This window comes from Chryseobacterium turcicum (assembly GCF_021010565.1).
GTDB classification, from domain to species: domain Bacteria; phylum Bacteroidota; class Bacteroidia; order Flavobacteriales; family Weeksellaceae; genus Chryseobacterium; species Chryseobacterium turcicum.
Genome location: NZ_JAJNAY010000001.1, coordinates 1,955,874 through 1,981,338, shown reverse-complemented (window position 1 = coordinate 1,981,338; position 25,465 = coordinate 1,955,874). Strand labels below are relative to the sequence as shown.

Below are 25,465 nucleotides of genomic sequence, written 5' to 3'. Positions count from 1 at the left end.
TATTTTTAGTCAATATTAAAAAGAATTCATAAAAATATTTTTTATAAATTTAAAAGTTTTAAAACCGTTAAAAACACAGAATGAAATTTACACTCAGTACGGCAGAAAAAGACACCAGACCTATTTTCATTACCGGAAATTTTAATAAATGGAATCCGAAAGATTACAATTTTCAGCTTAAAATTTCTGATGAAAATACCTACAGCATTAATATTGATGACCAGTTACTCAATGATGACATAGAATATAAATTCACCAAAGGAGGTTGGGAAAATGTAGAACTAGACAAATACGGAAATATTACACCCAACAGGAAAGTCAAAAAAAAATCTGCAGTAATCAATGATTTTGTAGAAAAATGGAGATTCAATTGGGGACCTTTCAAAGATGAGTTTTTTCCTATTGTAGAAGTTATTTCTGAAGATTTTTACATTCCGCAGCTTGACCGTTACCGTAAAGTTTGGGCACTTCTACCCTATGATTATTATATTTCAGACAAAAAATACCCTGTGCTTTATCTTCAGGACGCTCAAAATTTATTTAATGAAGGAAGTCAGTACGGAAATTGGGAAATCGATAAAAAACTGTCTATTCTTGCAGAATATGGTCGTGGAGACATCATCGTCATCGCTGTAGAACACGGTAATGAAGACCGAATTAAAGAATATATTTTCGACAACGATAATGTAGCCAACGGGTCTGAAGGAAAAAAATACATCAGATTTGTTACTGATACTTTAAAACCTTTTGTTGACGAGCATTATCGTACCAAAAAAGACCGCGAAAACACCGGAATTGGCGGAAGTTCTTTAGGCGCACTCATCAGTATTTACAGCGGATTTCTTTATCCTGAAGTATATTCTAAGCTGCTTATTTTTTCTCCTTCTCTTTGGATAGAGCCTACCAATAATTTCCCCATGATGAACTTCAGAGTTCCTTTTAAAACGAAAATTTATCTGTATGGTGGTGAACGTGAAGGTTCTAAAATGGTAAAAAGAATTCAGGTTTTTGAAAACTATTTGAAACGATGGGAAAAGAAAAACCTTTTTGATTTTGAATTTAAGACTAACATCAACCCAGATGGCGAACACAACGAATTTTACTGGTCACAGGAATTCCCGAGGGCAATTGAATGGCTTTTCTATAACAATACAGAAAATCCTGTTGAAGTAAAACCTAAGCAGGAAAATATTTAAAATAAAACTTTTTAAAAATGAAATTATTAAACAAAAAAAATAAACAATACACACAGATTTTTCAATTATTTACAGAAGAATCTTGGGCCTTAAATTCTAAAAACTTTAATAAAAATATAGCATTTCTTTTTGCTGGAAAAAAGCAAGAAGTTTTCATTGAAACCAATGAAGAAACCATCATTTATTATATTGGTCTTGGAAAAGAAAGTTTAAAAGATTTTGAATTTCAGCAAATTGGACTTAAATTTTCTCAGACTCAGAAAAAAAATATTCAGAAAGTGCCTACTTTATTAGTTTCTGAATTTATTAATGAAAAACAGTTTGAAGAATTCACAAAAGGATTACTCCTAGGAACTTACAACTACCCTTTTAACAAAACCCACACTTTCTGGAACGAATCTTTTGAGCTACACTTTGAAAATTTAAGCCAGAAAAAACTGGAGGATATTTCCAAAAGAATTAATGCTATCTGCGACGGACAAACTGCTTGTCAGGATTGGCTCAACAAACCGGCTAACTTAAAGAAACCTGAAATTTTCAATGCATATTTGAAAAATTTAGCCCAGAAAAATGATTTAAAATATACGGCATTCAACAGAAAAAAATGCGAAGAACTTGGCTTGGGAGCTTTCCTGTCTGTTAATCAGGGAAGTGCTTATGATGCGGCTTTTACAATTTTAGAATATAAAACCACCGAGAAAAATGCCAAAACTTTCGGACTTGTAGGAAAATGTGTTTTATTTGACACCGGAGGAATTTCTTTGAAAGCTTCAGACAATATGCATTATATGAAATCTGACATGGGAGGTGCCACTGCCGTTCTTGGAGCGTTAATTTACGCATCCAAAATGAAACTTCCCGTTAACATTACCGCGATTTTACCGATTACCGACAATGCAATTTCAGAAAACGCTTATTTGCCAAGCGATGTAATCACCGCGTACAACGGAAAAACAATCGAAGTATTAAACACCGATGCTGAAGGTAGAATGACTCTTGCTGACGGGCTTTCTTATCTTTCAAAAAATTATAAAACAGATATTTTAATTGACCTTGCAACCCTTACAGGAAGTTCTGTGAGAATGTTTGGAGACACTTGCGGCGCCATGTTTTCTAATAATGAAGAGTTAAAAAATCTATTGATTAAAACCGGTGATAAAACCAATCAGAGATTATGGAATTTGCCTTTATGGGATATCTGGTTAGATGATTTTAAATCTGATGTTGCTGATTTTAAAAACATATCAATGAAGCCTCTTGGAGATTGTATTATTGCGGCAAAATTCTTGGAACAGTTTATCGAAAACCATCCAAATTGGGCGCATCTAGACATTGCAGGAGTTGCCTTTGGAAATGTAGGATATGCCAAAGAAAAAGCAGCAACCGGCTTTGGAGTGCAATTGCTGGCCGATTTAATCGAAAATTATTATTAAAAATTAGTTTTTTAAAATTTTTCTCCTTATACTTGATTAGTAATTTTCAAAAGCACACCGATTATCAATTTTTAATATTAAATAATCAATAATCATAAGCTTTTATTTTTTATAATTTAATAAAAATTAAAAATCATTATATGAAGGAGAAAACCATCGTATGCATTTCGTGCTATTATAAAGGTTACGATTTTATGGACGAGATGAAAAAACTCGGCAATAAAATCATCCTCATAACATCGGAAAATTTAAAAGAAAAAAACTGGCCATGGCACGCTGTCGATGAGGTTTTCTATATGCCGGAACTTAAACCTTCGGTATGGAATCTCGACCATCTTATTCAGGGGTTTTCTCATCTGATGAAGACCCGAAAAGTAGATGCTGTCATTGCTTTGGACGATTATGACGTTGAAAAGGCAGCATTGATTCGTGAAACATTTCGTATTCCCGGAATGGGGCAAACAACGCACCGCTATTTCAGAGATAAACTGGCGATGCGTCAAAAAGCAAAAGATTCGGGAATCAATGTTCCGGAATTTACTGCTGTATTTAATAATGAGGAAGTAAGAGATTTTACCGATAAAGTTTCTCCGCCCTGGGTTTTAAAACCACGCTCGGAAGCTTCAGCATCAGGAATTAAAAAATTAAAAACGCAGGAAGAACTTTGGGAAGCATTGGAGAAACTGGGTGAAGAAAGACATTTATTTCTTCTCGAAAGTTTTAAACCTGGAGATGTTTATCATGTTGATAGTTTAACTTTTAATAAAGAAATTGTCTTTACTTCCGCTTCAAAATATCTCGCTCCACCCATGCAGGTTTCTCACGAAGGCGGTGTTTTCAGAACCAAAACTTTAGGAAGATATTCTGATGAGTTTAAAGCTTTAGAAGAGGCTAATGCCAAAGTTTTATCAAATTTTGGTTTGATGAATGGCGCAACGCATACAGAATTCATCCGTGGTAAAGAAGACCGAAAATGGTATTTTTTAGAAACCTCTTCAAGAGTTGGAGGTGCGCATATTCCCGATTTAGTGGAAGCTTCGAGCAACATTAATATTTGGCGTGAATGGGCAAGAATTGAAGATGCACTTTTAAGAGGAAATCATTACGAAGTTTCAAAACCAACGGGATATTATTCGGGATTAATTGTGGCATTGATTAAAGATTTAGCTCCCAATTATAAAGATTTTGAATGTGAAGAAGTCGTAAAATTTCTTCCTATCGATTACCATGTGGGAATTGTTTACAAATCAAAAGATTCTGGCGTTGTTCAGGAAAGACTTGATTCCGCAGCAGAAAAAATTCATGCAGAAATGTTGAATGTGCTTCCTCCGAAAGATAAGCCATCAAGCTAAAGTGTTAGATGTTAGATGTTAGATGTTAGATGTTAGATGTTAGATGCAAAATTATTATCTATTACTCATTACTTATCAATTATAAAAAATATGCCTCATATAGAACATACAGATTATTATTCCAATATTTTAGGAACAAGCCTTAAAGTGGAAGTTACAGGTCATTACGGTTATCCGATTATTATGTTTCCTACTTCTCAGGGTTTATATACTCAAAATCACGATTTTCACCTGAACAGCAGCATTAATTATTTTATTGAGCAGGGAAAAGTAAAGCTATATAACGTTCAAACAATCGATGCGTGGACTTTTTATGACGAAAAAATTTCGCCTCAGCAAAGAATCAGAAATTATGAAAAATATGTACAGTTTCTAATTCAGGAGTTTGTTCCTTACATTCAAAAAATACATCAGACCCATCGTGTTGCCATTGCAGGAGCGAGTTTTGGAGGCTATCATGCTGCGAATTTTGCATTCAGATTTCCGGATGTAATTTCACATTTACTCTGTCTTTCGGGAGCGTTTAGCATCAGAAATTTCATGGATGGATATGATGATGAACTGGTTTATTTTAATTGTCCAAGAGAGTTTGTAAAAAATGATGAAGCTTGGAAATATAAACATATGCATATTGTTTTGAGTACTTCTGATGAAGATATCTGCAAAGAAAAAAATGTAGAAATGGCAGAAATTTTAGCCTCCAAAGGAATCAATTTTTGGTATGATGAAAAAAAATGGATTAATCACGACTGGCCTCTTTGGAGAATGGTCTTCCCAACGTATATCGGTACATTTTTTTAAGTATCAAAAAACAAAATATTAATAGTAAACATTAAAAAAAACAAAAATTATGGCAAAAAAAGTAGGAATTTTATTCGGTATGGAAGATACGTTTCCGTGGGCATTCATTGATAAAGTAAACGAACTCGGAGGCGGTGAAATCATCGCTGAAGCAGTAAATATAGATAAACTGGAACAAGGTGCAGATTATGGTTATGCCGTAATTATTGACCGAATCTCTCAAGATGTACCTTTCTACAGAGCTTATCTGAAAAATGCAGCTTTAAATGGAACCTATGTCATTAACAACCCTTTTTGGTGGAGTGCCGATGAAAAATTCTTCAACAATGCTTTGATGTCAAAACTTGGAATACCTTTACCGAAAACTGTTTTGCTTCCTTCACATGAAAGACCTACAGATACTTCAGAAACTTCATTCAGAAACCTAAAATTTCCACACGATTGGGAATATATTTTTGATTACGTAGGATTTCCGGCTTATATGAAACCTCACGATGGGGGTGGCTGGAAAAGCGTTTACAGAGTAGAAAATCCGCAAGACCTTTGGGATAAACTGAGCGAAACAGAACAGTTGGTAATGATGGTTCAGGAAGAAATTGTATTTCAGGATTATTACAGAGTATATTGTTTAGGACAAAAATACGTTCACATTATGCCTTATGAGCCAAGAAATGCACCTCACTTGAGATATGAAACGACTCATCAAACAGAAGGTGAGGATTTAAAAAAATTACTGAAAACAATTCATGATTATACCATTAAAATGAATCAGGCTTTAGGATATGATTTCAACACCGTAGAATTTGCGGTAAGAGACGGAATTCCTTACGCTATTGATTTCTGTAACCCTGCTCCGGATGCAGACAGAAACTCTGTAGGAGAAGAAAATTTTGCCTGGATTGTAGAGCATTCAGCAAAATTAGCCATTGAAAAAGCTAAAGAATACGTTCCCGGAAAACCAAATATTTCATGGGGAACTTTCGTAAAGGACTCTGTAAAATAAAACCTAAAAAAAACACTGAAAAAAAATGCATCAATTTACAATAGGAATCGAAGAAGAGTATCAGATTATCGATGTTGAAAGCCGTGATTTAATTTCTCATGTTTCAAAAATTATTGAAGGCGGAAAAGCTGTTTTAAGTGAAAATTTAAAGCATGAAATGCACGAATCAATGATTGAAATGGAGACCGGAATTTGCCAAAACATTCAGGAAGCACAAGCTGAACTCACCAATCTTAGAAGACATTTAATTAATACCGCCCACGAACAAGGTTTAAGAGTTTCCGGAGGTGGAACTCATCCTTTTTCAAACTGGGAACACAATACGATTACAAACGGCGAACGTTACAATAAAATTGTAGACGATATGGGTGATGTTGCCCGTGGAAATTTAATTTTCGGGTTGCATGTTCACATCGGGATTCCCAATCGTGAAGAAGGCGTGAGAATACAGAATGTCATGCGTTATTTCCTTCCGCATGTGTATGCACTTTCGGTAAATTCACCTTTCTGGATTGGCAGAAGTACAGGTTTTAAATCTTACAGACAGGAAATCTTCGTAAAGTTCCCAAGAACCGGTATTCCAAGTTATTTTAATTCTTTGGCAGAGTTTGACAGCTATGTTGACCTTTTGGTAAAAACCGGAACGATTGATAATGCTAAAAAAATATGGTGGGATTTGCGTGTTCATCCCTTTTATCCTACCATTGAGTTCAGGATTTGCGATATGCCTTTAAGAATTGAAGAAACAGTTTGTTTAGCGGCAATTATGCAAAGTTTAGTGGCTAAAATCTATAAACTTCATCAGCAAAATTTAAGTTTCAGAAGTTACCGAAGGTTACTGCTTAATGAAAACAAATGGCGTGCTTCCAAAGATGGAATTCATTCTAAACTGATTGATTTTGGTAAAGAAGAATCGGTACCCTATCCTGATCTTTTAAAAGAACTTTTAGAGTTTATCGATGATGTTGTAGATGAATTAGGATGCAGAAAAGAAGTAGAATATGCTTGGAAAATTTTGGAAAACGGAACCGGCGCAGACCGTCAATTGGCTATTTACAAAGAAACCGGAGACCTCAAGAAAGTTGTTGATTATATGATTTCTGAGACAGAATATGGCATCACTCATGGCGAAACTGCTTCGCAATAATTTTATAACTTTGTAGAAATTATGAAGTTATGAAAGAGGTAAGAATTGCTTTGCTGGATATGAATAATAATCAGGCAAATCAGGGATTTAAAAATATTAAAGAAATCTCTGAAAACTTCAAAAAGCAATCGGAAGAAAATATTAGCATTACAAGCTTTGATGTAAGACATAAAAATGAAATTCCAAATATTAAGGATTTTGATATATTTATTTCATCTGGCGGACCGGGAAATCCTCACCGTGAAGGTTTTGAATGGGAACAGAAATTTGCAGATTTTTTAGATGAAGTTTATGAACACAATAAGCAGAATGAAGCCAAGAAATATCTTTTTTTAATTTGTCATTCCTTCCAATTAGCAAGTATTCATTGGGATTTAGGGAATATCTGCAAAAGAAAATCTTACTCATTTGGTGTGCAGCCTATTCACAAAACAGAAGAAGGTGAAGATGAATTTTTATTCAAAAACTTACCTGATCCTTTTTATGCAGTAGATTCCAGAGCGTATCAATTTATTGAGCCTCATATAGAGCGTTTTGAAGAATTGGGAATGAGAATGGTGGCGATTGAAAAATCCCGTCCACATATCGATCTTGAACGAGCAATTATGGCAGTTCGATTTTCTGATGAAATTTTCGGAACACAGTTTCATCCAGAAGCTAATCCTGATGGAATGCTGGAAAATCTGAAAGATGAAAAAAATAAAGAAGCCATGATTGAAAACTTCGGTATGGAAAAATATCTGGAAACCGTAGACCGAATTAATGACGAAGACAAAATTGTTCTTACACAATCTCAAATTCTACCTCGCTTTTTAAGCGATGCTAAGAGAAATATTTTGAAACAAAAGACGGCAACAGCTTAGATATTTTTAAATTTTCTAAACATTAAGTAAGTTAATTATTTAGTACATGACATTTTTTTTAACGCAAAAGTGACAAAATATTTTATAATAGATAAGTCATCCAAAAGCTAACAAAACAAGTGATAAATTAAAAAAAACATTTTGTAAACTTTTGAACTTCTCTTTTTCCAATCATTTCTTTTGATGCTTTTGTGGTTAAAAAGAGACTTTAAGTTTTTGTCATATATTTATATGATCCTCAAATATTTAGCATATTAAAAACAGAGAAATTAATCTGCTTAATCAGCAAAATCTGCGAGAGAAATTATTTCCATTTAAATTTAAAAAAATTAAAGTTCAAAAAAATCAATAAAATCGAGCAACATTGTTCGATTTTTTAAATCACAAAAGAAAAAATATGATTCCAAAATACAGAAAACAGTTTAACGAAGAATTCACCAGCGAAAAATACGATCAGATAAAATCAATCTTAGAAGAAAAAAGCGGCATACAACCTACATTCAGATTGTCTGAAAGTCCGATTTTTTTGACTCATAAATTCAAAGAAAAATTAGTTTCGGCAAGTGAAAGTATTATTAATCAAATTAAAAATTTTCCTGCAGGAACTTTAGAAAAATCAATTCCTGAAAACTGTAAAGTTCCCAACGACACCAAACAGCCTCATTTTTTCACCATCGATTTTGGAATATGCAGAAGCGAGAACGGTAAAATAGAACCTCAACTGATAGAGCTGCAAGCTTTTCCTTCGCTGTATGCTTTTCAGAATGTTTATGAAGATACTTTTTGTGAGGTTTATCCATTTTTAAATACTCTGAAAAATAATATTTCGCCTGAAGATTACCAAAAACATTTATATGAATTGATTGTTGGTAAAGAAAATCCTGAAAACGTTATTTTGCTTGAAATTTATCCTGAAAAACAAAAAACAGCCATTGATTTTGCTTTAACAGAGAAACTTTTAGGGATAAAAACTGTTTGTCTTACAAAAGTAAAAAAGCAGGAAAATCAATTATTTTATGAACATAGTGGCGAACTGATTAGAATTAAAAGAATTTACAACCGCGTTATTTTTGATGAGCTTGATAAAATTCCTAATCTTAAAACTGAATTTAATTTCCGTGAGGAAGCAGATGTAGAATGGATTACACATCCGAATTGGTTTTTCAAAATTTCTAAATATCTTTTGCCTTTACTACAACATGAATTTGTCCCAAAAAGCTATTTCCTGCACGAATTCCCTGAAAATGAAAATTTAGAAAACTTTGTTTTAAAACCTTTGTTTTCTTTTGCAGGAAGCGGTGTCAATTTAAATCCAACCAAAGAAATCACAGATGCTATTTTAGACAAAGAAAATTATATCTTGCAGCGAAAAGTAAACTACGAACCTATTTTTGAAGATATCAACGGAGATTTTTCAAGAGCAGAAATCCGTTTACTTTATATCTGGAAGGAAAATGAAGAGCACCCTATTTTAATTCAAAACCTTTCAAGAATGACCAAAGCAGCTATGGTGAATGTAGATTTTAATAAAAAAGATGCCATTTGGATTGGAAGTTCTCATGCGTTTTTTGGAGAAGAATAATACAACTATATTAAAATGTGTGAAATTTCAAATGAATTAAAGTTTTGTACTTGTTTGGAGCTTAAAGACCTGGAAATAATTAACATTCATCAAAAATTAGAAAAATTCCAGAATAAAAAGCTACCAAACTCTAAAGAATCTTATAGCTGGATAATTTACGAATATATCGGTCATCAAAGTAATGAAGGAATTATGGGTCTTTTGGACATGCCAAGTGAAAAAATTGGATTTTCCTTAACTGAAGAATTCGTACTTGATAATATAAATAATAAAAATTGTTTTGATTTTGATTACCATCCTAAAGAAGGAGATAATTTGCAGATAAATTTTCAAAGAAATAAATACTGGGTAGAATTTTTATCATTCATATATCACAACAATATTTGGAAAGCTGACTCTTATGATGCTTTCACAGAAATAATTGAACTTAAAAAGTTCGGAATATTAAAAGTGAAAAAAAATGACTCATAAGTAAAAAAAATCGGCGGACTATAAAAAGGCCGCCGAAAATATTAATTAAATCCTATCATCCTCAAGCAATTCTCTCGCTTGATATTCCTGAACAAGGTCAATCGCATTGGAAATAACATCGCTTAAAGCGGTAATAAAAGTACCATCTTCCGCCATTCCCATGGCATGTTTTAAGGCTTCAATTTCTTTGGGAATCGTCTCATAGCTTACATCTCTTCCCGAAGATTGCATTCCATCGATAATCAAGCTATTGATTTCTTCTTCTGTTCGTCCACGAAGGTGTTTTTCATTTCTAATGATGATATGATCAAACATTCTTCCGGCAATTTTTCCGCACAGTCTTATATCTTCATCTCGACGATCTCCAACACCAGAAATAATTCCGATTTTTTTGGTTGACTCTACATTTTTAAGGTAATCTTCAATTGCTTCGTAACCTGAAGGATTGTGTGCAAAATCTATTAAAACTTTAAAGTTTTTAAATTTAAATACATTCAATCTTCCAGGAGTCAACTGTGCACTTGGAATAAATGTACGAAGTGAGTTGGAAATATCTTCAATTCCGAAACCGTAAAGGTAGCAAGCTAAACTTGCCGCCAAAACGTTATCAATCATGAATTTTGCCTTTCCTTCCATCGTAATCGGGAAGTCTTTTACTTTGCCAATTCTGATCTTCCAGTCACCTTTTTTAATGGTTACAAAACCTTCTTCGTAAACACAAGTTATACGACCTTCTTTAGCAAATTTTTTGATGTATGGATTATTTTCATCCAAACTGAAAATCGCAACATTACTTGGCAAGTCGTTGATAATTCTCATTGAATATTCATCTTCAGCATTCAAAACGCTCCATCCGTTTTTCTTTACACTGTCGAGCACTACCCTTTTTACTTTGGTAAGATCTTTTAGATTGTGAATATCATTCATTCCTAAATGATCTTCTTTAATATTGGTTAAAACTCCGATATCACACTGAGAAAACCCTAAACCTGAACGAAGAATTCCACCACGTGCAGTTTCCAAAACGGCAAATTCTACGGTAGGATCTTTTAGAATAAATTCCGCAGAAATGGGACCGGTAGTATCCCCTTTCGTTAACATCGTATTTTGAATATAAATTCCATCAGATGTAGTAAAACCTACTCTATAGCCATTATTTTTAACGATATGAGAAATTAGTCTTGTCGTTGTTGTTTTACCATTGGTTCCGGTTACCGCAATAATAGGAATCGTAAAAGGCTTTCCTTGTGAATATAACATATCAACAACCGGAGCCGCAACATTTCTCGGAAGACCTTCGCTTGGAGCCAAATGCATTCTGAAACCAGGCGCTGCATTTACTTCGATAATCGCTCCACCGCTTTCTTTCAAAGGTTGAGTAAGATTTTCTGCCATAATATCGATTCCACAGACATCTAAACCAATGATTTTTGAAATTCTTTCTGCCATTGTGATATTTTCAGGATGCACCATATCGGTTACATCAATAGAAGTACCACCAGTAGAAAGATTCGCCGTAGATTTCAGATAAACTATTTCCCCTTTTTGAGGAACCGTTTCTAACGTATATTGAAGTTTTTCGAGTAATTCTAAAGTATCTTTATCAACATTAATTTCGGTTAACACATTTTCATGTCCATACCCTCTTCTTGGATCTTGATTTTCCTTTTCAATTAATTGCTCAATATTAGACTCTCCATCTCCTACAATATGTGCAGGAACTCTTCTCGCCGCCGCAACCATTTTATTATTAATCACCAAAACTCTGAAATCGTATCCGGTAATGTACTTTTCAACAATTACTTTTCTTGAATATTTTTGAGCATGTTCTAGCCCAATAACCGAAGAAACCCAATCATTGACATTAATGGAAGAACCTTTGCCATGATTTCCGTCTAAAGGTTTAATCACGATAGGATATCCAATTTTCTTGATAACGCTTTGTAATTCTTCTTCATCTACAATTAAATCTCCCATCGGAACAGGAATTGCAGCATCATGAAGCATTCTTTTGGTTAATTCTTTATTGCACGCAATATCTACAGCAATTGAGCTTGTATTCCCAGTAATTGTCGCCTGAAACCTCTGTTGATTAATCCCGTAACCCAATTGCACTAAAGAATTGCTGCCCAGTCGTATCCACGGAATTTTCCTTGAAACAGCTTCCTCAACGATACTTCCAGTAGAAGGACCTAATCGTACACGTTCTCTTATTTCTTTTAATTTTCGAATACAGGCATTAACATCATAATCTTTATCTTCTATTAAAGCTAAAGCAATTTCTACCGCTTGTTCAGCAGCATAAATCCCTGCATTTTCTTCTATATAATCAAACACTACGTTGTAAACTCCGGGAGTCTTTGTCTCACGTGTTCGTCCAAAACCAGTATCCATACCCGCTAAAGTTTGAATCTCTAAGGCGATGTGCTCAATCACATGCCCCATCCAAGTTCCGGTTTCTATTCTATGAAAAAAACCGCCTATCGTTCCTTCAGAACAACGATGACTAATAAGCGAAGGCATAAGACGTTCTATTCTTTCACGAAAACCTTCGATTTTATTGGTAGGAAAGTTTTCCATTTCCTCCAGATCCAAACGCATCTGTATCAGCTTCTTTCTTCTTATGCTCCAAATATTTGGACCACGCAAAGCCTGTATCTTCTCAATTTTCATAGTTTAGCTATACCTTATTATATTAATAAAAACATCTTTCTAAATCAAAGATAATGCAAAACCTTAAACAAAACCATAGCGTTATTAAAGATTTATTAAAAAAATATAATTTGTGTAATCGATTATAAATCAAAGCAAATACGTTAAAAATGAGTTTACATTGCATTAACAATTTATTATTTTTTAAATTTGCAAGCTATGAAACCTGTTGGAAAATTAATTATTATTGGTGGAGCTGTTAATAAAGGCAGTTTTTCGGAGACCGATTACGACCAGAATGTGGAAAAAAATCTCAACTTTTTTGAAAGGGGGATTTTAAGAAAAATCATTACTGAATCTAAAAATAAAGAAAACTCAATCATCGAGGTTGTGACTACTGCGTCGCAAATCCCTCAAATTGTGGGTGCTGAATATAAAAAAGCTTTTGAATTTTTAGGAGCCAAAAACGTCAATATATTAGATATTCACAATCGTGAAGAAGCTAATTCTGATGCTATTGTTGCAAGAGCCAATGCAGCAGATGTTGTGATGTTTACAGGTGGAGACCAATTAAGATTGACTTCAATTTTAGGAGGAACTAGATTTCACGATGCTATTTTACTGAAATATCAGGAGCAAGATTTTATCTATTCCGGAACTTCAGCAGGAGCTGCAGCAGCTTCTGAGAATATGATTTATCAGGGAAGCAGCTCTGAAGCTTTATTGAAAGGTGAAATCAAGACCACTCAAGGTTTAGGATTAATCGATAATGTAATTGTAGATACGCATTTCGTACAAAGAGGAAGAATCGGAAGACTTTTCCAAGCGGTTGTCAATAATCCTAGAACATTAGGAATTGGCTTAGGTGAAGACACCGGGCTTTTTATTCACAATGACATAATGACTGCAGTAGGATCTGGATTGGTAATTATTGTTGACGGAAGATTCATTAAAGATACCAATCTTACGAACATCAATTTGGGTGAGCCGATTTCAATTGACAATCTTACGGTTCATGTCATGTCGATGAACGATCATTATGATTTAACAACAAGAAAGCTGACGATAGAAAATTCGCAGTTTAATCCGATACCTCAAACGTAAAAATAAATTAAAGTGAAGTTTTTCTTCACTTTTTTTATATATTTAAGTCAAATAATTAAAATGAAAATTATCATCCACGGCGGTTTTTTCTCTGAAAGCGACCAAAGCCACGAAGTAAAAACAGCAAAACAAAATTCTTTAAAAAGCATCGCAGAAAAAGCATATCAATATTTACAAACCCATTCAGCGGTTGATACGGTTGCCTATGCAGTTTCACTTTTGGAAGATGATGAATTATTTAATGCAGGTATTGGCTCACAAATTCAGAGTGACGGAATTATAAGAATGAGTGCCGCTTTGATGGATGGTGAAACCCAGAAAATGAGTGGTGTTATCAATATTCAAGATGTGAAGAATCCTATTTTTGTGGCGAAAGAATTAATGAAAGAAGACGACCGGGTTTTAGGTGGAAATGGCGCTAAAATATATGCTGATAAAAACGGATTTGAAAACTTCTCAACAGAAATTCCTCAACGAAGAAAAGAATACGAAGCTAAACTGGCAAATGGCGGAAAAGGAACGGTAGGCTGTGTTGCCATCGATAAAAATGGGAATTTAGCTGTTGCCACTTCTACCGGAGGAAAAGGTTTTGAGATTCCGGGAAGAATTTCAGATTCTGCAACGGTAGCTGGAAATTATGCCAATGAATTTTGCGCAGTAAGCTGCACCGGAGTGGGTGAAGATATTGTAAGCAACGCCACTTCAGCTAAAATTGTGACAAGAGTAACTGACGGAATGAGCCTGAAAGAAGCTTTTGACAAAACTTTTGCAGAATTAAAAACAATTGACGGTTTTGCCGGAGCGATTGCGATTGATAAAAACGGAAATATGTATCATCAAGACTCATACCCCACTATGGTTTTTGCAAGTTTTGATGGAAATCAGTTTGAAATATTTAAATAATTTTAACATTTATTTATTATTCCAAAAATATATTTGGCACACATTTTACATAGCTACTAATAACAAAATTTTAATATTACAACCTTTAAAAATCAAAAATCATGGGAAATAAGACAAACGGAATATTAGCTTTATTAGGATTAGGTGCTTTAGCATATTGGAAATACAAAAAATCTACTCCAGAGCAGCAGCAAGCTGTAAAAGACAAAATTAACAGTGCTAAAGATAATTTGAACCAATGGGGAAATGATTTGAAAGATAAAGCAAATGAAGTGGCTTCCCAGGCTCAAAGCAAATTTGAAGAAGCAAAGTCAAAAGTAGAAGATTCTGCCTCTAAATAATAAAATTTGAATCAACAAACATTAGATATTCATTTTTTAACATTCATATAAAAAAGTCATCATTACGATGACTTTTTTTGTGCTGAAATAGCATAAACCATGGGTATTTTATTTCCAAATTTTTCGGTTCGCCATTTTCCTTTTTCAAACTCTACAATATGCTTAAAACAAGGATAAGGTGACCAGTCAAACTCCTGAAATTTCTCTATTATCAAGTTTTCATCCATCAAACTTTGCATTACTTCTGATAACGAGTGATTCCACATCACGTATTCCTGAACGATTTCGGCAGAAAAATCAGCATACGTTCCTTCGTAGGTTTCTATAATTGGCTTTTCATTAAAATAATTGTAGGCAATGTCTTTAAAATTGTCATCAAACATCCAAACAACAGGATGAAATTCGGCGATGACAAACTGTCCGTCAGGTTTTAAAAAATGATCAATTACACTCGCCCATTTCTTCAAGTCAGGAAGCCAGCCAATTGTTCCGTAACTTGTAAAAACAATATCAAATTTTTCGTTTAAAATATTTGGTAAATCATATACATCAGAGCAGATAAACTCTGTATCAGTATTGCATTGTTCTGCTAAATCTTTCCCAGCTTCAATCGCTTTATCCGAAAGATCCATTCCTGTAACTTTTGCTCCCATTCTTGAGAGTGAAATAGAATCTTGCCCGAAATGACACTGCAAATGCAAAATTTTCTTGTCTTTAACATCTCCTAAAAGTCCTAGTTCTATAGAATTTAATGATGTTCTTCCTTTCAAAAATTCATCTACAAAATAAAAGTCAGATTTCAGATGCGGTTCTACTTTGGCGTTCCACGATTTTTTGTTGATTTCTAAATAGTTTTCCATTGAGTTTTTCTTTAATGTAAATATAATTTTTTTCAGAAACATTTATCCTTTATGGTTTCCCGTAAAAAAATATAAGAATCCCACTGTAGTTTTGAAGAAAATTAGAATACTGAATTTCTGGTTTTAAGTAAAAAAAACAATGTTATATTCTTTCATGGCTTCTTTTATTTCTATGCTGAATGCTTTATGCCACAAAACTGGAAGGTAAATCAACTGGAAACAAAAATTTTGAAAGAGAGATAATATATCTACAAAAAACATTCAATTAATTAATGATTTACTAATTATATTTAATGTTAACGTAACATATTACAAAAAACATTAAATATTACTTAAATAAAGAAAAAAAAAGTAGAGTTATTTCAAAAAACTATGTTAAATTTGTCCCAAACTAAGAGCTAAAAACTAATTAAACAACTGTATTTCCAAATATCGAATCAAATAAAAATCTTCAATTTTATATTTTCATCTTTTTTTAAGTTTTGATTAATCTATTTAAATCAAAACTGGAATTACATTTATTTTTTTCAACAAAAATTACTTTTGTTTACAACATGCGAACAGCTTGAGATTAGTTTTTTTAAGTAAAAATTTCACAAAAAATTATGACAGCAATTTTAGAGAAAAGTCAGGTCACCAATATATTTAGAGATTCTAAAAGCAATGATGCAATTTATACTTTGGGTGTAAATTGGGGGAAAATAGAAATACAGAAACGTAATTTTTTAGGAATAAAAACAAAAAAAATTACTTTAGATATTGACCTTGACTTAACTTGCATTATGTTTGATGCTCAAAAAAAAGCAATCGACTGGATATACTCTCCGAAATACAACAGCTGGCTTATTCATCATAATTTCCCTTTAGGTAAATACCATTCAAAAGACAACGCCTTTAATCATTTTTACAAAACATTAAACGATGATTCTGAGTATAAAAAAACGATAAAAATAAATCCTAAAAAAATAGGGAATGAAATAGAAACGGTATTTTTTTATTTAAGTATTGATCGAAAAAAAATAAAGGAAACCGATTTTTCAATGGTAGAATCTGTGAATTTAAAGATTAATGAAGATGTAAAAGTTGATCATCCATTAGTCGAGTTCAACGTTATACCCAATTATAATAAAAGAAATAAAGGAATTTTAGTCTTAGGAAAACTTTTCCGTGAAAATAATGAGTGGAAATTTAAAGCCATAGGGAAAGGAATTGATGAGCAAAAATTTATTAAACTTACTCGTGGATTTTAATATTCTATTGTAGATAAATTATTCTTATATTTCCTAAAACGATTATCTCAAATCCTGTGGTAACTTTACAAAGTTATCACAGGATTTTATTTGTTAAAAGCATTTGCAGAGAAGAGTTTTTAAGATTTCGTAATCTTTTGAATTTATCATTTCTTTTGATACTTTTGCAGCAAAAAAGATACTTAAGCTTTTCTGTCGTGTACTAAGAAAATTGATTTAATACCTGAAAAAGGTAAAAATATTAATTTAAATAATGTAGAGGCAATCGTAATTAATAATACTTTTTAAGAAATCTTATCTGTAGATTTTGGTATGATTGAAAGCGAATAACAATGATAATGTAATTATATTTAAATGATTTATAAAATTTTTCTTCTCTTACTATTTCCAATTATTATCTTTTCGCAAAATAAATCTTACAAAGTAATCGGGGTAAAAGACGGTGATACTGTAGAAATATCAATGGATGGAAAACCGCAAGTCGTGAGACTTTCGCATATTGATTGTCCTGAAAAAAAACAGCCGTTCGGAAACAACGCAAAACAGTTTGCATCAGATTTGTGCTTTGGAAAAAAAGTTAAACTTTCTACAGGTTGGAAAAAAGATCGTAATAAAAGATTGCTTGCGGAGATTATATTATCAAACGGGAAAAACCTTAATAAAGAACTCGTAAAAAATGGTTTAGCTTGGCATTACAAAAAATATTCGAAAGACAATAGTTATGATGATTTAGAAAAGTATGCAAGAAAACTGAAAGTAGGATTATGGAATGACAAAACTCCTACAGCACCTTGGGAATGGAGAAAATCCCGAAAAAAATCTTCGAAACCAACTTTATCTACAATTGCTAAAAGCAAATAACACAAAAAATTCCGGCTATTTCGTAGCCGGAATTTTAATATTTCATCTAAAATCATCCAAAAAACTGATTCATCAATCTCTTCAATTGTAAATCTCCGAATCCATAAACAGGATATTTTTGATTGAAGATTTTGAAAACTGCTTCAAAAGTTTCTGCATTCTTTTGAATATCTTTTATTTGATTTTCCAAAGTTCCGTTAAACCTATTTTCGTTTGCGGTAATCAGTTCTTCAAGGTTTCTCACAATTTCTGATGAGGTCTCTTTAGATAAATTATTTTATTGGAAACCATTCCAAATGGTTAGATATTAATTTTCTTTCTGTATCAGTAATTTCTTTTGCAAAATGAAACATTTCCAGCAGGTCATTTTCATTAGTTTCTGCAAATCCCTTTTCTTTATTTTTTGGGAATACTCTAAAAACTTTTGTATTATTTAAATTCAATTTCGAAATTAAAAACCAAAAATTTGTCTGACAAAACAAATCGTCTTCAAACCAGAAAAATACATCAGAATCCTCTGGGATATTTTGTATTCTTTGAAATTCTTTTACGACCAATTCGTCATAGTTGCTTTCTGAATCGTAATTTTTTTTGATAAATTTTTTGCGATTTTCAAAGAAATTATTATCTGAAACAGATCCATCAATTAAAGCTTCACGCCAGATAATACTTTCACCGTCCAATTTTTTTGGAAATTTTTCGGCTAAACAATCACCATTCAGAATGTGAAAAGCTCTCATCTATCAAGAGCTTAAGAATTAAGAAATTCTTCCAAAGAAACTGTTTTTTGCTCTCCGACTTCAAGATTTTTATAGGTAACGGTATTATTTTTAAGCTCTTCTTCTCCTAAGAAAACAAGATTTTTAATTCCTTTTTTCTCTGCGTAAGTAAACTGCTTATTGATTTTTGCACTTTCAGGATACAGCTCTGCAGAAATTCCTTTTTCTCTTAATTTAATAATTAATTTCAAAGCGTCCAGAGTTTCTTCACCTCCGAAATTAGCAAAAAGATATTCTACGTTTGAGGTTGCATCTTCTGGGAAAAGATTGAGCTCTTCCATTACCAGATAAATACGGTCAAGGCCGAAAGAAATTCCGATTCCCGGAACATTTTTCACTCCAAAAACTTCGGTAAGATTATCATATCTACCACCACCACCGATGGAACCCATTTGTGCCTCATCTGCTTTTACTTCAAAAATTGCTCCGGTGTAATAATCTAAACCACGCGCTAGAGTAATATCAAAAACAAGATTCTGAATATCAACACCCAAATTTAAAGATTGTGTAATCACAAACTCCAATTCTTCAACTCCTTTTAATCCGATCTCGTTTCCGGCAAACTTTTCTTTAAGCTGAAGAAGATTTTCTAAAGCATCGTTAGACTGATTGAAAAGGAAATCTAATTTATCAATCGATTCCTGAGAAATTTCTCTTTCCAAAAGTTCCTTCACTACTCCATCCTTCCCTATTTTATCCAATTTATCCAGAGCAACAGTAAAATCAATCAATTTATCAGTAATTCCCGCATATTCAGCCAACCCTGAAAGAATTTTTCGGTTGTTGATATGAATGGTCACAGAAACTTTTAATTCAGCAAAAGATTTTAAATACAATTGCACTAAATCTACTTCCTGATAAAGGCTTTCGCTACCTACAACATCGGCATCGCACTGATAAAACTCTCTGAATCTCCCTTTTTGTGGGCGATCTGCTCTCCAAACCGGCTGAATTTGATAACGTTTATAAGGAAAAGTCAATTTCCCATGATTCATCGCTACAAATCTTGCGAAAGGTACCGTTAAATCATAACGGAGTGCTTTATCTGTAAGACTTTCTGCGCTGAATGGTTTATCTAAAGCTTTCTGAAAATCGGTCAACATTTGAGTTTTTTTATCCTCTTTAGCTTCGTTGATGCTCGAATTTAAAATCTTAAAAATCAAACGGTCTCCTTCTTCCCCGTATTTTCCGGTCAAGGTAGATAGGTTTTCAAAGCTTGGAGTTTCCAAAGGTTGAAACCCAAACAATTCGAAATTCTTTTGTAATATATTGATGATGTATTTTCTTCTTGAAACTTCCAGTGAGGTAAAATCTCTCGTTCCTTTTGCTAAGCTTGGCTTCATAATTTATGGGTAATGAATAAATCTGTAATGAGTAATTGACTGCAAAAATAAGCAATTGAAAACACTTTCAGCGTAAAGCTGTTTAAACTAATTTTTGTTTAACCGCAAAATAGGCAAAAGAAATTCGAAATGTATCTGATTAGATATTAAAAGCTCTCAAAAGAATAAAAATTAAAGATTTTTGAAAATTGATGTGTTCTTTTTTCATTTTAAAAATAAGCTTTAATAGAAATATTTAAACCTTTTTGTGCCTTTTGTGGTTAAATAAAAAGCTTAAACAATTCATATTAAACAAAGCCAGAGATTAGATTTCTCAAGCTTTGTAATTTTCAACATTTGAGTTTTGGTATTTAATCACATTTTATACACTTTCTAAAATTTCAAGAATTTCTTCGCCATAATTTTCTATCTTATGCTTTCCGAAGCCTTTAATATCCAGAAGCTCTTCTTTTTTTGCAGGTTTGTATTTCGCAACAGAAACTAGTTCTTTGTTGGTTGCAATAAAATATGTTGGGAGGTTTTGTTCTCTTGCTTTTTCAGAGCGCCAAAGTTTTAAAGCGTCGAGAATTTTAATTTCATCCTCATTTAGCACTTCCTCGTCTGCAGAGTATTTTACTGCTTTAGAATCTTTTACTACCATATTAATCGGAATTGATTTCTCTTCATTAAAATAAAGTATAACACTCCAAAATTGTTCGTCATGAATAAAAGCTGTTTCTGTTTTAATAATATCATGATGTTCCAGAAAATCATCAATCATTCTTTGGTCATTGTGCAGAAACTCGTTTGCAATTCTGATTTTAAAAACTTTTATTTTCATCATTTCTGATTTTAAAATTGAGTAATTATTTACCACCTAAAAGCAGAAGTTCATCTACTCTAATTTCGGTAATATATCTTTTCACACCGTCTTTATCGTCGTACGATCTGTACGTTAATTTCCCTTCAATGGCAATCTCTTTCCCTTTCGAAACATACTTCTGAAAAATCTCTGCTGTCTTTCCGAAAGCTACCAAACTGTGCCATTGTGTTTCTTCCACCTTCTCGCCTTTCGCATTGGTGTAATGATCATTTGTTGCGAGTGATACCGAAGCTTTCATTCCTCCATTTTCGAAGTTTATCATTTCAACTTCTTTTCCTGTAAAACCAATTAAGGTTACTTTGTTTCTTAGTGACATAACTTTATATTTTTTAGATTAACAATTTAGATAAGAGACGTTCACTTGTTTTCTCAAATCTCTATTGCAAAGATTCATCACATTAGGAAATTTAGTCGGTTGTAAACTATTTAAATTCGTTTGTAGTCGTTTGAAAACGGATAAGAAAATTTAATTTTATTCACCTATAAAATTGAGTTTATCTAAATAAACCAAAACACAACACCCTTATAAACAGTAAGATAACAAAAAAAAAAACAACAGCATTAATGCAATAACATATAGTTTGTATTTGCGCAATGCGTATATTTGGATGTTAGCCGTCAGTTTGGCAAACTGCATAAAATAAAAACTTTAAATTGGAAATTGAATAAATGTATGAAAAGAAATATATTGTTAATTTGTTGCTTATTAATCTGTTCGCTGAAAATGTTTTCTCAAAAAATTGAGGAAATGAAATTAACAGAAAGCGAAATACCAAAAGAGTATAAACTTACCGAAGAAAATCAGTGTAAATCTATTCAAGCGAGCATTTTATTTAATAATCCGAAAATGTACGAAATGATTTTTGGGAAAATTAAATCTCAAGAAATCCAAAATTTTGAAAGCTCAAAAGACAGCGGAAGTATACTTTATTTAGAATTTGCAAATAAATTTGAATCTGAAAGTTTTGTAAAAAGTTTACTTTGGGGTACAAGCAATAAACCAACAAATAAGAATCCTGAAGAAATCTACTTTAAAAATAATATTTTAATAATTTGGAGTTTTAACAAAGAAAGTGAATTGAAAAAACTATCGAAAACAAAAGTAGAAGCAGGAAAAAAATAAAACCGAACGGCTAACACGGGTTTTGCGCTAGTGGGGCGAAACTGCAAAGTTCAACAATTGTTCTTCGGTTCAACTTTTGTGCAAAATTGAGGTTTCGTGCTTCGATTGCCCCACCATCGCAAAGCCCCGAAACGTTAGCGGTAATGTTCCAGAAAATATCGTGTTTAAAAAGAAATCACCGAAAAAAAATGAAATGTTTTATAGTACTTTTGACAATATTCTTAAACGCAAATTTTGTCTATTCTCAAGAAGAAAAATCAGTAAATCAAACCTTGGAAAAAATGTATCTTAAATTGAAAGGCTTAAATTCTTTGAGCTACGATTTATCCAGAGAATTAAATTATCCTTCCAATAATTACAATGCTGTTTCCAAATGGAATTCTAATTATTTTTTTGATTTAAACGAAAATCCAATTGGTTTTAAATTTCAAATTGACAATTCAACTTCATCATACATTTTTAATGGAACAGAATATTTTGAGTTAAACAAAGAAGATAAGACTTATGAACTTTTAAGCAAACCTCAAAAAGAAGATTTTGCAAGTAATAGTTATTTTTACAACTCAATTATAACGCTTCGAAATATATTACCAACACTTATTGCGGATAAAGATTCAAAAAAATCTGTTACAGACACTTTGATAAATAATAAATTGTATCAAAAAGTAAAAATAAATATTGGAAAAAGAAGAATTCAGAACTTAGGAGGAAATTTTGACAAAATGAAAACTGAATATGATTTTATCTTTACAATTTTAGTTGATTCCGAAAATAATTTTCCAATAGAAATTCTACAATCGAACAATTCTAATTCCGATTTTATTAAAACTAATTTTGATAATATTAACGAACATCCAAATATTCCTAACGAAAATTCTTGGTTTTACTCAACATATAAAAACGAATATCACAGCACAGAAAAACAATTACAAAAATCAAATTTATCTTTAGGTTCTAAAGCACCAAACTGGAAACTTAACTTGCTGAATGAAAAAAAAGTATTAAGTTTAGATGATTTGAAAGGAAAAGTTGTTCTGTTAGATTTTTGGATAAAAAATTGTTCGCCTTGTATTGAAAATATTCCATTTTTGAATGAACTTCAAGAAAAATTCAAAAATAAAGATTTTGTTTTATTAGCATTAAATTCTTATGATTCTAATGAAAAAATAAAAGAATTTCACACAAAATACAAGTTAAAATATCAAGTTCTTACAAATGGAAATTTGGTAGCGAAAAATTATGGTGTTTATTCTTTTCCAACAATATTAATAATTGATAAAAATGGAAAAATAATTTATCTCCAAAATGAAAAATCAGACGAAAACGAAATTGAATCCATAATAAAAAATGCTTTAAAATAAAACACTACCGCTAACATAGGCTTGGCGCAATGGCTGGTGTCGAATTGAATTGAAAAAGTAGTTTACGATTTCGCGAAAGCCAATTTTATAGAGTTTTTTGTTATATTTACTCCATAATAATTGGCTTTTGCTCTGTGTCGTCGAAATTGAAAATTTCGTTTCCAATTTCCGCCACTCCGCCAAGCCTCAGAACGTTAGTAGCAATTTTAAACCGACCATATGGGAATATTTGACTTTCTAACGAAAAAAAATAAAGGAATTGATGAAAATAAGTTTCTTTCTAATCAGTTTCAAAATGAAATTTGTGCTTTAGCGCTCTGGAAACTAAAAGAAAACAATTCCAATCCTTATATCGCAATCAAAGAACTAAAAAAAGTTGGACTGAGCGATGAACAAATTGATTATGTATTAGAAAAAACTAAAAAAATAATTGAACCTGAACAAACTTTTAATATACAAAATACTGATTTTGGAATATCCGATGATTTGTTGGATAAAATTATAAAAAAAGAAATAAGTGAACTCGAAATAAGGAATTACTTTGATAAATTGTTTTCATTTGCTACATACCAAGCTCAAAATGGAAAACAAAAAAATGCTTTAGAATTATACCAAAAATGTTTACTTATCAACCCAAATGCGGATGAAGTTTATTCAAATTTAAGTATTCTAAACTATGAAATAAATGACTTTGAAAAATCCTTAGAAAACATAAATAAAGCTATAGAGATAAAACCTTTAGAAATCATTTATTACAAAAATAAAGCTGTTACTTGTGAACATTTGGAATTACACGAAGAAGAGAAAAAATGTTACGAAAAAATAATTGAAATTGACAGTAATAATTTAGAAGCAACTTTTTCTCTTTCTCAACTCAATGTTCAAGACAATGAATTCGAAATTGCTCTTAAAAATTTAAATAAAGTTATTGACTTAACAGATGGTTCAGATGAACTTTTTGGGCCTCAGTTAAGTAAGATTGGGGTTTTATATGAATTAGGACTTGTAAAAGAAGCGGAAGATTTATACCTAAAAATGACCTCTCTGTTTCCTCAAGAAATAATTATACATCATATAATTCCAAACCTTAATTTTCATAAAAATAAAATAGATGATGCGAAAGCATTTTTTGACATACAATATAAAAAAACAAAGAACGCTGTTGTTCTAAAAGCTAAAGCAGATTTCTTTTTTGATAAGAACAAAACAGTTGCAATTTCATCTTATGATGAATATTTAGCAATTAATCCGAACGACATTCAAGCAAGACAAAATAGAGTAACCTTATATTCTGAAGCTAACACTGATTATGATGTCAACATAGAAATAGAACAGATTTTAGCAATCGTCCCAAATAATGTAAATGCGCTTTTTAATAAAGCTCGTATTTTAGTTTCTCAAAAATCATACGATGAGGCTTTGAAAATAACTGAAAAGATATATTCAACAGATAATACCAATATGAACTATGTTGGCTTTATTATAGAATTGTTAGAACTTTATAAATCTGAAACGGAAGTTGAAAATTACATTGAAAAATTAAATAATAATAATAATAATAATAATAATAATAATCCTAATGAAAGTTATAATATTGAATATAGAAAAGGGTTGTACTACAAATCAAAAAATCTTTACGATAAAGCTATTCAAGTGTTTAATTCCCAAAACAAAATTTACGATTTTGCTTGGAACTATTATCAAATTGCAATCATAAATAACTTGCAAGGAAAAACATCTGAAAGCATCGACTATCTAAAAAAAGCTTTTCAACTTGACCCAAATATTAAGGAAGATGCAAAAACATATGAAGAGCTTGAAAACCTACATAATGATAGTCAGTTCTTAGAAATCACCAGATAAAAAACTTCTGCTAGGATGGGTTTTGCGTCAGGCGGGCTGAAGTACAAAACTCAATAGTAGTTTTTCAATTGAACATTAGTAATAAACTCGGCTTTTGTACTTCTATTTCCCGCCCGAACGCAAAGTCCCAAACCGTTAGCAGTAATTTTAAAATCAACATTGTGAAAGAATTAACAAACAGATTTATAAATGCTAAAAAAGAGTTTCTAAACTCAAATAAGACTGAAAATAGCGTCGAAAATTTATATGATATAATTTATTAAAAGACATTAAGGAAAAAAATTTTGAAGAAATTATATTCTAGCCGAAATTTAT

At 31.9% G+C, this 25,465-nt stretch carries 24 protein-coding genes; 17 read left to right on the top strand and 7 right to left on the bottom strand.

Going from position 1 to position 25,465, the window contains the following annotated elements:
- Positions 1 to 80: 80 nt before the first annotated feature.
- The 9 genes from LO744_RS08985 (at position 81) to LO744_RS08945 (ending at position 9,848) form a co-directional block, all read left to right on the top strand.
- Positions 81 to 1,196 (top strand): alpha/beta hydrolase, encoded by a 1,116-nt coding sequence (locus LO744_RS08985; protein ID WP_230668748.1) that lies wholly within the window; start codon positions 81 to 83, stop codon positions 1,194 to 1,196.
- 17 nt (positions 1,197 to 1,213) lie between these two features.
- Entirely contained in the window at positions 1,214 to 2,629 is a 1,416-nt protein-coding gene (locus LO744_RS08980; protein WP_230668747.1) for a M17 family metallopeptidase, read from the top strand.
- Between the two features lie 140 nt (positions 2,630 to 2,769).
- Positions 2,770 to 3,981: an ATP-grasp domain-containing protein gene (locus LO744_RS08975; protein ID WP_230668746.1), complete on the top strand. Its 1,212-nt coding sequence runs from the start codon at positions 2,770 to 2,772 to the stop codon at positions 3,979 to 3,981.
- 90 nt (positions 3,982 to 4,071) lie between these two features.
- The gene (locus tag LO744_RS08970) at positions 4,072 to 4,782 is read left to right on the top strand and encodes an alpha/beta hydrolase-fold protein (RefSeq protein ID WP_230668745.1); all 711 of its coding nucleotides are present in this window, start codon (positions 4,072 to 4,074) and stop codon (positions 4,780 to 4,782) included.
- A gap of 49 nt (positions 4,783 to 4,831) precedes the next feature.
- Complete coding sequence (locus tag LO744_RS08965; RefSeq protein ID WP_230668744.1) at positions 4,832 to 5,785, top strand: ATP-grasp domain-containing protein; 954 nt, start codon at positions 4,832 to 4,834, stop codon at positions 5,783 to 5,785.
- 25 nt (positions 5,786 to 5,810) lie between these two features.
- Positions 5,811 to 6,932 (top strand): carboxylate-amine ligase, encoded by a 1,122-nt coding sequence (locus tag LO744_RS08960; RefSeq protein WP_230668743.1) that lies wholly within the window; start codon positions 5,811 to 5,813, stop codon positions 6,930 to 6,932.
- 29 nt (positions 6,933 to 6,961) lie between these two features.
- On the top strand, positions 6,962 to 7,795 hold the full coding sequence (locus tag LO744_RS08955) for a type 1 glutamine amidotransferase (RefSeq protein ID WP_230668742.1): 834 nt from the start codon (positions 6,962 to 6,964) through the stop codon (positions 7,793 to 7,795).
- A gap of 397 nt (positions 7,796 to 8,192) precedes the next feature.
- Positions 8,193 to 9,377 (top strand): hypothetical protein, encoded by a 1,185-nt coding sequence (locus LO744_RS08950; RefSeq protein WP_230668741.1) that lies wholly within the window; start codon positions 8,193 to 8,195, stop codon positions 9,375 to 9,377.
- 15 nt (positions 9,378 to 9,392) lie between these two features.
- Entirely contained in the window at positions 9,393 to 9,848 is a 456-nt protein-coding gene (locus LO744_RS08945) for a hypothetical protein (protein ID WP_230668740.1), read from the top strand.
- 45 nt (positions 9,849 to 9,893) lie between these two features.
- Here the strand turns inward: LO744_RS08945 and cphA are convergent, their stop codons facing one another.
- The gene (gene cphA / locus LO744_RS08940) at positions 9,894 to 12,521 is read right to left on the bottom strand and encodes a cyanophycin synthetase (RefSeq protein ID WP_230668739.1); all 2,628 of its coding nucleotides are present in this window, start codon (positions 12,519 to 12,521) and stop codon (positions 9,894 to 9,896) included.
- 198 nt (positions 12,522 to 12,719) lie between these two features.
- Between cphA and LO744_RS08935 the strand changes: the two genes are divergently transcribed.
- From LO744_RS08935 to LO744_RS08925, 3 genes are all read left to right on the top strand, one after another.
- Positions 12,720 to 13,604 carry a cyanophycinase gene (locus LO744_RS08935; protein WP_230668738.1) on the top strand — a complete coding sequence of 295 codons (885 nt, stop codon included), beginning with the start codon at positions 12,720 to 12,722 and terminating at the stop codon, positions 13,602 to 13,604.
- A gap of 60 nt (positions 13,605 to 13,664) precedes the next feature.
- A complete protein-coding gene (locus LO744_RS08930; RefSeq protein ID WP_230668737.1) occupies positions 13,665 to 14,507 on the top strand; it encodes an isoaspartyl peptidase/L-asparaginase in 843 nt (280 codons plus the stop codon).
- Positions 14,508 to 14,608: 101 nt separating this feature from the next.
- Positions 14,609 to 14,848, top strand: a complete 240-nt coding sequence (locus LO744_RS08925; RefSeq protein WP_230668736.1) for a YtxH domain-containing protein — start codon at positions 14,609 to 14,611, stop codon at positions 14,846 to 14,848.
- Between the two features lie 62 nt (positions 14,849 to 14,910).
- Here the strand turns inward: LO744_RS08925 and LO744_RS08920 are convergent, their stop codons facing one another.
- Positions 14,911 to 15,708, bottom strand: coding sequence for a class I SAM-dependent methyltransferase (locus LO744_RS08920; protein ID WP_230668735.1), 798 nt, complete (start codon positions 15,706 to 15,708; stop codon positions 14,911 to 14,913).
- A gap of 605 nt (positions 15,709 to 16,313) precedes the next feature.
- On the opposite strand from LO744_RS08920, the gene LO744_RS08915 reads away from it, so the two are divergent.
- Entirely contained in the window at positions 16,314 to 16,958 is a 645-nt protein-coding gene (locus LO744_RS08915; RefSeq protein ID WP_230668734.1) for a TerD family protein, read from the top strand.
- Between the two features lie 354 nt (positions 16,959 to 17,312).
- Positions 17,313 to 17,819 (top strand): thermonuclease family protein, encoded by a 507-nt coding sequence (locus LO744_RS08910; RefSeq protein WP_230668733.1) that lies wholly within the window; start codon positions 17,313 to 17,315, stop codon positions 17,817 to 17,819.
- A 52-nt stretch (positions 17,820 to 17,871) separates the two neighbouring features.
- On the opposite strand, the gene LO744_RS08905 is transcribed toward LO744_RS08910, so the two are convergent.
- The 5 genes from LO744_RS08905 to LO744_RS08885 all read right to left on the bottom strand — a co-directional run bounded on the left by LO744_RS08905 (position 17,872) and on the right by LO744_RS08885 (position 21,119).
- Positions 17,872 to 18,063 carry a hypothetical protein gene (locus tag LO744_RS08905; protein WP_230668732.1) on the bottom strand — a complete coding sequence of 64 codons (192 nt, stop codon included), beginning with the start codon at positions 18,061 to 18,063 and terminating at the stop codon, positions 17,872 to 17,874.
- 28 nt (positions 18,064 to 18,091) lie between these two features.
- On the bottom strand, positions 18,092 to 18,559 hold the full coding sequence (locus LO744_RS08900) for a DUF1835 domain-containing protein (protein WP_230668731.1): 468 nt from the start codon (positions 18,557 to 18,559) through the stop codon (positions 18,092 to 18,094).
- Between the two features lie 11 nt (positions 18,560 to 18,570).
- Complete coding sequence (gene hisS, locus LO744_RS08895; protein WP_230668730.1) at positions 18,571 to 19,941, bottom strand: histidine--tRNA ligase; 1,371 nt, start codon at positions 19,939 to 19,941, stop codon at positions 18,571 to 18,573.
- 361 nt (positions 19,942 to 20,302) lie between these two features.
- A complete protein-coding gene (locus LO744_RS08890; protein ID WP_230668729.1) occupies positions 20,303 to 20,764 on the bottom strand; it encodes an HRDC domain-containing protein in 462 nt (153 codons plus the stop codon).
- A 22-nt stretch (positions 20,765 to 20,786) separates the two neighbouring features.
- The gene (locus tag LO744_RS08885; protein WP_230668728.1) at positions 20,787 to 21,119 is read right to left on the bottom strand and encodes a single-stranded DNA-binding protein; all 333 of its coding nucleotides are present in this window, start codon (positions 21,117 to 21,119) and stop codon (positions 20,787 to 20,789) included.
- 432 nt (positions 21,120 to 21,551) lie between these two features.
- Here LO744_RS08885 and LO744_RS08880 point away from each other — a divergent pair, with 432 nt between their 5' ends.
- From LO744_RS08880 to LO744_RS08870, 3 genes are all read left to right on the top strand, one after another.
- The gene (locus LO744_RS08880) at positions 21,552 to 21,926 is read left to right on the top strand and encodes a hypothetical protein (protein ID WP_230668727.1); all 375 of its coding nucleotides are present in this window, start codon (positions 21,552 to 21,554) and stop codon (positions 21,924 to 21,926) included.
- Between the two features lie 188 nt (positions 21,927 to 22,114).
- Entirely contained in the window at positions 22,115 to 23,287 is a 1,173-nt protein-coding gene (locus LO744_RS08875; RefSeq protein WP_230668726.1) for a peroxiredoxin family protein, read from the top strand.
- A 219-nt stretch (positions 23,288 to 23,506) separates the two neighbouring features.
- Positions 23,507 to 25,150, top strand: a complete 1,644-nt coding sequence (locus LO744_RS08870) for a tetratricopeptide repeat protein (RefSeq protein WP_230668725.1) — start codon at positions 23,507 to 23,509, stop codon at positions 25,148 to 25,150.
- Positions 25,151 to 25,465 lie beyond the last annotated feature (315 nt).

What these genes read in the sequence shown, in the direction of transcription:
- LO744_RS08980 (WP_230668747.1), top strand. Translation starts at nt 1,214, where the DNA reads ATGAAATTATTAAACAAAAAAAATAAACAATACACACAGATTTTTCAA.
- LO744_RS08910 (WP_230668733.1), top strand. Translation starts at nt 17,313, where the DNA reads ATGATTTATAAAATTTTTCTTCTCTTACTATTTCCAATTATTATCTTT.
- LO744_RS08930 (WP_230668737.1), top strand. Translation starts at nt 13,665, where the DNA reads ATGAAAATTATCATCCACGGCGGTTTTTTCTCTGAAAGCGACCAAAGC.
- LO744_RS08885 (WP_230668728.1), bottom strand. Translation starts at nt 21,119, where the DNA reads ATGTCACTAAGAAACAAAGTAACCTTAATTGGTTTTACAGGAAAAGAA.
- LO744_RS08890 (WP_230668729.1), bottom strand. Translation starts at nt 20,764, where the DNA reads ATGATGAAAATAAAAGTTTTTAAAATCAGAATTGCAAACGAGTTTCTG.
- LO744_RS08900 (WP_230668731.1), bottom strand. Translation starts at nt 18,559, where the DNA reads ATGAGAGCTTTTCACATTCTGAATGGTGATTGTTTAGCCGAAAAATTT.
- LO744_RS08960 (WP_230668743.1), top strand. Translation starts at nt 5,811, where the DNA reads ATGCATCAATTTACAATAGGAATCGAAGAAGAGTATCAGATTATCGAT.
- LO744_RS08985 (WP_230668748.1), top strand. Translation starts at nt 81, where the DNA reads ATGAAATTTACACTCAGTACGGCAGAAAAAGACACCAGACCTATTTTC.
- cphA (WP_230668739.1), bottom strand. Translation starts at nt 12,521, where the DNA reads ATGAAAATTGAGAAGATACAGGCTTTGCGTGGTCCAAATATTTGGAGC.
- LO744_RS08870 (WP_230668725.1), top strand. Translation starts at nt 23,507, where the DNA reads ATGGGAATATTTGACTTTCTAACGAAAAAAAATAAAGGAATTGATGAA.
- LO744_RS08975 (WP_230668746.1), top strand. Translation starts at nt 2,770, where the DNA reads ATGAAGGAGAAAACCATCGTATGCATTTCGTGCTATTATAAAGGTTAC.
- LO744_RS08920 (WP_230668735.1), bottom strand. Translation starts at nt 15,708, where the DNA reads ATGGAAAACTATTTAGAAATCAACAAAAAATCGTGGAACGCCAAAGTA.
- LO744_RS08925 (WP_230668736.1), top strand. Translation starts at nt 14,609, where the DNA reads ATGGGAAATAAGACAAACGGAATATTAGCTTTATTAGGATTAGGTGCT.
- LO744_RS08880 (WP_230668727.1), top strand. Translation starts at nt 21,552, where the DNA reads ATGAAATTAACAGAAAGCGAAATACCAAAAGAGTATAAACTTACCGAA.
- LO744_RS08875 (WP_230668726.1), top strand. Translation starts at nt 22,115, where the DNA reads ATGAAATGTTTTATAGTACTTTTGACAATATTCTTAAACGCAAATTTT.
- LO744_RS08945 (WP_230668740.1), top strand. Translation starts at nt 9,393, where the DNA reads ATGTGTGAAATTTCAAATGAATTAAAGTTTTGTACTTGTTTGGAGCTT.
- LO744_RS08970 (WP_230668745.1), top strand. Translation starts at nt 4,072, where the DNA reads ATGCCTCATATAGAACATACAGATTATTATTCCAATATTTTAGGAACA.
- LO744_RS08915 (WP_230668734.1), top strand. Translation starts at nt 16,314, where the DNA reads ATGACAGCAATTTTAGAGAAAAGTCAGGTCACCAATATATTTAGAGAT.
- hisS (WP_230668730.1), bottom strand. Translation starts at nt 19,941, where the DNA reads ATGAAGCCAAGCTTAGCAAAAGGAACGAGAGATTTTACCTCACTGGAA.
- LO744_RS08935 (WP_230668738.1), top strand. Translation starts at nt 12,720, where the DNA reads ATGAAACCTGTTGGAAAATTAATTATTATTGGTGGAGCTGTTAATAAA.
- LO744_RS08950 (WP_230668741.1), top strand. Translation starts at nt 8,193, where the DNA reads ATGATTCCAAAATACAGAAAACAGTTTAACGAAGAATTCACCAGCGAA.
- LO744_RS08955 (WP_230668742.1), top strand. Translation starts at nt 6,962, where the DNA reads ATGAAAGAGGTAAGAATTGCTTTGCTGGATATGAATAATAATCAGGCA.
- LO744_RS08965 (WP_230668744.1), top strand. Translation starts at nt 4,832, where the DNA reads ATGGCAAAAAAAGTAGGAATTTTATTCGGTATGGAAGATACGTTTCCG.